The sequence below is a fragment of the Virgibacillus sp. W0181 genome (assembly GCF_051846915.1).
Taxonomy (GTDB): Bacteria; Bacillota; Bacilli; order Bacillales; family Amphibacillaceae; genus JBPYCR01.
Genome location: NZ_JBPYCR010000062.1, coordinates 1 through 7,506 on the forward strand (window position 1 = coordinate 1; position 7,506 = coordinate 7,506).

The 7,506-nt window shown below is 38.7% G+C and carries 7 protein-coding genes; 5 read left to right on the forward strand and 2 right to left on the reverse strand.

What is annotated here, in order from left to right:
• Window positions 1–9: 9 nt before the first annotated feature.
• Window positions 10–969: an IS30 family transposase gene (locus ACLIBG_RS15325; protein ID WP_439311396.1), complete on the reverse strand. Its 960-nt coding sequence runs from the start codon at window positions 967–969 to the stop codon at window positions 10–12.
• A gap of 186 nt (window positions 970–1,155) precedes the next feature.
• On the opposite strand from ACLIBG_RS15325, the gene hpf reads away from it, so the two are divergent.
• The 5 genes from hpf to cccB all read left to right on the forward strand — a co-directional run bounded on the left by hpf (window position 1,156) and on the right by cccB (window position 7,107).
• A complete protein-coding gene (gene hpf, locus ACLIBG_RS15330; protein ID WP_439313631.1) occupies window positions 1,156–1,704 on the forward strand; it encodes a ribosome hibernation-promoting factor, HPF/YfiA family in 549 nt (182 codons plus the stop codon).
• Between the two features lie 685 nt (window positions 1,705–2,389).
• Window positions 2,390–2,518 carry a hypothetical protein gene (locus tag ACLIBG_RS15335; RefSeq protein ID WP_439313632.1) on the forward strand — a complete coding sequence of 43 codons (129 nt, stop codon included), beginning with the start codon at window positions 2,390–2,392 and terminating at the stop codon, window positions 2,516–2,518.
• Window positions 2,519–2,885: 367 nt separating this feature from the next.
• Window positions 2,886–5,396, forward strand: coding sequence for a preprotein translocase subunit SecA (secA, locus tag ACLIBG_RS15340; RefSeq protein WP_439313633.1), 2,511 nt, complete (start codon window positions 2,886–2,888; stop codon window positions 5,394–5,396).
• Window positions 5,397–5,455: 59 nt separating this feature from the next.
• A protein-coding gene (gene prfB / locus ACLIBG_RS15345) for a peptide chain release factor 2 (protein WP_439313634.1) occupies window positions 5,456–6,557 on the forward strand; the annotation gives its coding sequence in 2 pieces (ribosomal slippage) (window positions 5,456–5,527 and window positions 5,529–6,557; 1,101 coding nt in all).
• 175 nt (window positions 6,558–6,732) lie between these two features.
• Entirely contained in the window at window positions 6,733–7,107 is a 375-nt protein-coding gene (gene cccB, locus ACLIBG_RS15350; RefSeq protein WP_439313635.1) for a cytochrome c551, read from the forward strand.
• 30 nt (window positions 7,108–7,137) lie between these two features.
• On the opposite strand, the gene ACLIBG_RS15355 is transcribed toward cccB, so the two are convergent.
• Window positions 7,138–7,506: transposase (locus ACLIBG_RS15355; protein ID WP_439313636.1), on the reverse strand; the 369-nt coding region annotated here is incomplete at its 5' end.

Consider the following 7,506-nt stretch of genomic DNA (forward strand, 5'->3'; position numbering starts at 1 on the left):
TTTCATTTGTCAATATAAGCTAGACAAATCTGATTCGTTTACGTACCTTGATAATGTTTCCAATGGTGTTTGATAATTTAAAGATTTTCTTGGTATTTGATTTCTCTTGTCTGCGACTGATGTAATGAAAGCCTGATTGACTTGATTAAAGTCCATTTCCTTTGGCAGACCGTCCTTTCGCAGTAAGCCGTTGGAATTTTCATTCAAGGCACGCTGAGAAGGCGTTCCTGGATCTGCAAAATAAATAGCGACGTCGTGTTGATTACAAAGTGACTTCCAATTGGAAAACTCTTTCCCGCAATCAAATGTGATTGATTTAAACATGTTTCTAGGAATGGACTGAAACCATTGATTCAAGGTAGTTTCAATATCACTTGCCTTACGTCCTTTTGGTTTCAAGGTAAAGATAACTTTTGAAAGACGTTCAACTAATGTGATGACAGCACTTTTGTGATGAACTCCAACAATGGTGTCTCCTTCTATGTGTCCGAACTCTCTCTTGAAGGCGGGATAATCTATTTTTCTTTCAGCAATATTTCGCTTAAAAGCTTGTTTTCCTCGACGCTCTTGATGACCATTTGGTTTCCTTTTTCCTTTCATTGGAAGCGTCGTTTTATCAAATATTCCATTTTTGAATTGACGATAAAGGGTACGCATAGAACAGTTCACAGGCTTTTCAGCACGACCAATAATGACATCAGGTGTCCAGCCTTTGGCAACTTTCTCTTTGATGTATGCCTGTTGTTTCTCAGGCAAAATGATTGTATGTCTTCCACAACGTTTTTTATTTTCTTTGTATTGCTTATAGTAATCAAGGGCAGTATGCCCTTTGTGGAAAAAGTTAGTAACGTTGTAAATCGTTTGACGTGAACGTTTTAAAAGCTCTGAGATTTTCATAACAGGGATACGCTGATGATAATAAGATTCTATCATCACAAGTTCATCCGTGGTAAGATGGGTGTAGGTCATTTGTGATCACTCCTATGTTTTCTGTGGTTGGAAACACATATCGAGTGTACCACGAATGACTTTTTTAGTTGTCTAGCTTAATTTTACAATCGACGTATTAAAATACTATTTTTAAAGGTTAAAGCAAGAAATAAAAGTGAAAAAGTAGTATACTTATAAATATAAGGATAAAAGGAGGACACTTATATGAAATACAACATTCGTGGTGAAAATATTGAAGTGACTGGTGCCATTCGGGACTATGTAGAAAAAAAGATTGGTAAACTTGAAAGATATTTCGATACGCCGCCTACATCTGAAGTGCATGTCAATTTAAGTGTCTATAATGATGAACAGCAGATTGAAGTTACGATACCTATGACGGATTTATTATTGCGCGGAGAAGTACAGCACATTGACTTGTACGCAGCTATTGATTTAGTTGTGGACAAACTGGAAAGACAAATTCGCAAGTATAAAACAAAAGTAAATCGTAAATTTCGTCAAAAGGGCGCTCCCAAGCACATTTTTGCGGAACTTGAAAAAGAAGCAAACCAAAAAGAAGATCCTGAAGAAATTGAAATTGTTAGAACGAAGCGATTTAATTTAAAACCAATGGATTCAGAAGAAGCTATTTTGCAAATGGATATGCTAGGTCATGCGTTTTTCGTATTTACAAATGCTATTACAGACGATACGAATGTCGTGTATCGTCGAAAAGATGGGAAATACGGGCTAATTGAACCGACGAGCTAACAAAAATAAATAATAATTATGTTGATGAAGAAAAAACGACTTCCATTCCGGCTGTCGTTTTTTCTTCATTTTTTTTTAAAAAGATAAGAATGTATATAATTTTGTGCATAACTGTCTAGCTTAAGCGCCCAGAAACTAGGCGACTTTCTGCAGCGCCTTGCGATAAAGAAGACTTGCCGATTGGCTTAGACAGAGGCTTAGTCGCCCTTATGCCCTTGGGTGAAAGTCATCATCGATTCGGTAAGACAAAGGAGGGCCAACTAAATACGGCCTCCCGCGCCAACGTTGGCATACCCCTTTTGCAGGGGCATGATTCCTTTATCTTAAGATGTTTATGGAATGTTCGATTAAAACCGCCACTTTGCGTGGCTACATCGAACCACCAGCTCCCGTCTGGCGCAGTCGCTACGTTTCTAGGCAGGGCGCTTGCGCTTTTCTTTACGTTGATAAATGGTAATGGAAATTACAGTTTCGTCGCGAAAAATGTCGAACGGTCTACCAAAATTAAAAAACTGCATCAATATAGCACCAGTTTTCAGTAATTAAATGCAAAAAGTAGGTAGAAAACGGTAAAGTTGACGAAAATATTGTCGAAACAATAACCGAAATTGGAAAACTGCAATTCGAAATTGTGAACTGTTTTATGATATAAATATAGTGAAACATAACAGAGGAGGCGAACGCATTGTATAAAAGGCCTAATTATGAACAGATCATTAATAAAGTACAGCAGCACGAGGAGACGATCAGCCAATTAGTTAAAATCATTGCCACCATGAATCAACGAATCAGCGAATTAGCAGCCAAACAATAGTTTAGTTATATTTTATGATTAAAACAATTAAGGAATACCTCAACAGAATTAATTTCCTCTATTTTGCTTCTAATTATCCTCGTTATTCCCCGACCGAAAGAGTAGTTTACCCTCAAACTGCTCTTTTTATTTTTTTGAAGACGATGTCGTGACAGATAATTGGCGTGTTACCGCAGTTGTCATTCACAATTAAATAGTGTTATGATTAATTTTACTGAACTAATTTACTACATTGTTTAAAGAGTGTGTTCAAAGGAAGTTCTATACTGGATTTTTCGCACAACCTCTGTAAGTAAAATAATACTCGGGCTAATCATTGTAAAAAGATAAATCCCGAGTGAAAGTAGCTGCTAAAGGAGCGTTTGGAATGGCTGGAATTTTACAGAAGATTTTCGGTGATGGTAATCAAAGACAACTGAAACGAATACAAAAAACAGTTGATCAAATAGAAGCGTTGGAAGAAGAATATGAAAAGCTTCCGGATGAGGAGCTAAAAAAACAAACAGCACTTTTTAAAGAAAGATATGCGAATGGAGAGAGTTTGGACGATTTACTTGTAGAAGCGTATGCAGTAGTGCGTGAAGGGTCAAAAAGAGTACTTGGGCTACGTCCGTTTGCTGTACAGCTAACTGGTGCAATCGCCCTTCATGAAGGCAATATTGCTGAGATGAAAACAGGTGAGGGAAAAACCCTTGCATCCACAATGCCTGCATATTTAAATGCCTTAAGTGATAAAGGTGTTCATATTATAACGGTGAACGATTATTTGGCGGAACGTGATGCGACATCGATGGGAGAACTATTTCAATTTCTCGGCTTGACAGTAGGGTTGAATGCAAATGGTTTGTCCAAAGAAGAAAAGAAAGAGGCCTATGCATGTGACATAACATACGGCACAAATAACGAATATGGATTTGATTATTTGCGTGACAATATGGTGCTGTACAAAGAACAAATGGTGCAGCGCACATTAAATTTCGCGATTATTGATGAAGTGGATTCTATTCTAATTGATGAAGCAAGAACACCATTAATTATTTCCGGTACCGCAAAAAAATCTGCCACATTATATCAACAGGCTGATTCATTCGTATCTACTTTAAATCGGGAAACAGATTACACATATGATGAAAAAACGAAAGGTGTTCAGCTAACAGAAGAAGGAATAAACAAGGCCGAACGCTACTTTACTATTGAAAATTTATTTGACTTGAACAACGTCTCATTAACCCATCATATTAATCAAGCGATGCGGGCACATGTATCGATGGCACGTGATACCGATTATGTCATTGAAGAAGGAGAAGTCGTTATCGTCGACCAATTTACCGGTCGCTTAATGAAAGGAAGAAGATATAGCGATGGACTTCACCAGGCGATTGAGGCAAAAGAGGGCTTGCAAATTCAAAATGAAAGCATGACTCTCGCTTCCATTACGTTTCAAAACTATTTCCGAATGTATAATAAGCTGTCAGGGATGACCGGTACAGCAAAAACAGAGGAAGAAGAGTTTAGAAATATCTATAACATGGACGTCATCGCCATACCGACGAACAAGTCGATCATTCGAGATGATAAGGCTGATATGATTTATAAATCGGTTAATGGAAAGTTCAATGCAGTTGTACAGGATATTAAAGAGCGTAACCAAAAAGGACAGCCTGTTCTTGTTGGTACAGTAGCAGTGGAAACTTCCGAACATATTTCCGCTCTTTTAAAGAAAGCGGGAGTCAAGCACGATGTATTGAATGCTAAAAACCATTATCGGGAAGCGGAAATTATTGAAAATGCCGGACAAAAAGGTGCAGTAACGATCGCTACCAATATGGCCGGTCGCGGAACAGACATCAAGCTGGGAGAAGGGGTCATTGATCTTGGCGGGCTTGCCGTTATCGGTACGGAACGACATGAATCACGCCGAATTGATAATCAGCTGCGCGGTCGTTCGGGACGTCAGGGAGACCCTGGGATGTCACAGTTTTATTTGTCGATGGAAGACGAATTGATGCGCCGGTTCGGATCGGATAATTTAAAGAATATGATGGAACGGATTGGAATGGATGATGACCAACCGATCGAAAGTAAAATGATTTCCCGTGCGGTTGAATCTGCTCAAAAACGGGTGGAAGGGAACAACTTTGATGCACGTAAAACGGTGCTTTCCTATGATGATGTTCTCCGCGAACAGCGAGAAATTATTTATAAACAACGTTTTGAAGTGATTGATTCTGATGAAAATTTACGAGAAATTATCGAACAGATGATTGCGTCATCAATTACCCGTGTTGTTGAAACTCATACACAGAATGAAAATGATGAGAACTGGGATTTGAAAACCATTGTAGAGTATGCACATGGTAATTTGCTTGATAAAGAAGATCTTTCCGTAAATGACATTAAAGGAAAAGAACCGGAAGAAATTAAAGATTTCTTGATGGAAAAAGTTCGTGCACGTTATGACCAAAAAGAAGAAGAGTTAACCCCTGAACAGATGCGGGAATTTGAAAAGGTTATTTTACTGCGTACAGTCGATACAAAATGGATGGATCACATAGATCAAATGGATCAACTGCGGCAAGGAATTCATTTACGTGCCTATGGTCAAAACGATCCGTTGCGCGAATATCAAATGGAAGGATATTCCATGTTCGAAGCGATGATTGCTAACATCGAAGAAGAAGCGGCGCGTTATGTTATGAAAGCAGAAATTCGTGATAACTTGCAACGACAGGCAGTTGTTCAAAACACGCAAGCTGTTTCAGGTGGTGGGGAAAAACAAAAGAAACGAACACCATATATCAAAAAAGATACGGTAGGAAGAAATGAACCATGTCCATGCGGAAGCGGGAAAAAGTATAAGCATTGCCACGGACGTTAAATGAATAAAGGACTATTGTACCTAATTACACAATAAACAAACGCTTAAGAGGTGAAAGTATGGAACTGGTAGAAGTTAAGCAAGAATTGGACAAAATGGCAACAAGAATCAATGACTTTAGGGGGTCTCTTTGACCTTGAAAGCAAAGAAAACCAAATAAGCAAATTAGAAAAGCAGATGACAGATCCTGGATTTTGGGATGATCAAGACAAAGCTCAAAAAGTGATTGCTGAAGTAAACCATTTGAAAAGCCGTGTAAACCGTTTTATAGACATGGCGGAATTACTGGAAAATGTAGTAGCAATGTATGATCTCGTTTCCGAAGAAAATGACCCAGAGTTATTTAAGGAACTGGAAGATGAAGTTGATAAATTGCGGCAGGAAATCAATGACTTTGAGTTGGATATGTTATTGAGTGAACCGTATGACGCAAATAATGCTATACTGGAAATTCACCCAGGTGCAGGTGGAACTGAGTCGCAGGATTGGGCGAGTATTCTTTTACGAATGTATCAGCGTTGGGCTGAAGGGAAAAACTTTAAAGTGGAAACGTTGAACTACCTCGCCGGCGATGAAGCCGGTGTGAAAAGTGTGACGTTATTAATCAAGGGTCATAATGCGTATGGGTATTTAAAGGCCGAAAAAGGAGTTCATCGGCTTGTTCGAATTTCGCCTTTTGACTCTTCAGGAAGACGACATACTTCTTTCGCTTCATGTGATGTTGCTCCGGAATTATCAGATGATGTAGATATTGAAGTAAAAAGCGAAGACTTGAAAATTGATACGTATCGATCCAGTGGAGCGGGAGGACAGCATGTAAACACAACAGATTCAGCGGTTCGTATTACACACCTCCCAACAAACACAATTGTTACATGTCAATCAGAACGTTCTCAAATAAAGAATAGGGAGCATGCGATGAAAATGCTCCGGGCAAAATTGTATCAGCTGGAAATCGAGCGACAAAAACAAGAACTATCCGATATACGTGGCGAACAGAAAGAGATCGGCTGGGGAAGCCAAATTCGTTCATATGTTTTTCATCCATACTCAATGGTAAAAGATCACCGGACAAATTTGGATATTGGAAATGTCCAAGGTGTTGTGGATGGGGATATTGATCCATTTATCGACGCCTATTTACGTTCACAAATTGATTAAAACGGTACGTAAATAGAAATTCACGAATTTGTCATATTGTACCAAAAACCTTGACCTCTATATGTTTACAGTCAAATAATGTGTAAATTTATCAACTGTTCGCGTTTTAAATCGGAGAATATCGGTTATAATAGGTAGTGGAAAGTTCTAACTACATTTTGTTAGGGGGATTTAGATGAAAAAGTGGGTATTAACACTTCTTTTTGGAACAGCGCTTGTGCTTGGAGCATGTGGCGGTGGAGATGATGGTGCTTCGGACGAGCCGGCAGATAACGGCAACGATACCGAAGAAGCAGGAGATGCCGGTGAAGAAGGCGGAACAGTGGATGTAGCAGCTGCTGAAGAAGTTTATAAAAGCAATTGCGCATCATGTCATGGAGCTGACTTATCAGGCGGTGCAGGACCGGAGTTGACAAATGTCGGTGCTGATCACTCAGCTGCTGATATTGCTGATATTATTGAAAACGGTCAAGGATCAGGTATGCCAGCTGGTTTAGTTTCTGGCGATGACGTAGATTTGCTTGCAAACTGGTTAGCCGAAAAGAAATAACGACATATTTCAAAAAAGCTTGATTCTCGTTTAGGTGTCCCTAAAGGGCATTTTCATTCGAGAATCAAGCTTTTTTGGCTCTTTGTCAAATAGTGTTGGTGGCTGAATTAAGGTCGCTAAAATATTAACAGATTCTTTTTGTTGGTTTACAATTGCTTTTAACTTGAAATGAAGCATAATTCTATTTTTAAAGTTATTAAAGTTTTGGTAGCCATATGCAACTCGATTTAATACTTTGATTTTATTATTAATGCCTTCAATTCGACCATTACTGTATGGATGTGAAAGACTGTGCTCTATAAAAGGCAAGTGTTTTTGTAGTGTTTTTACGCTTGTTCTCATATAGCGTGAGATTGTACTTAAGTTAACCGTCGATAATATGTCTTCGAGTGTCTTGAA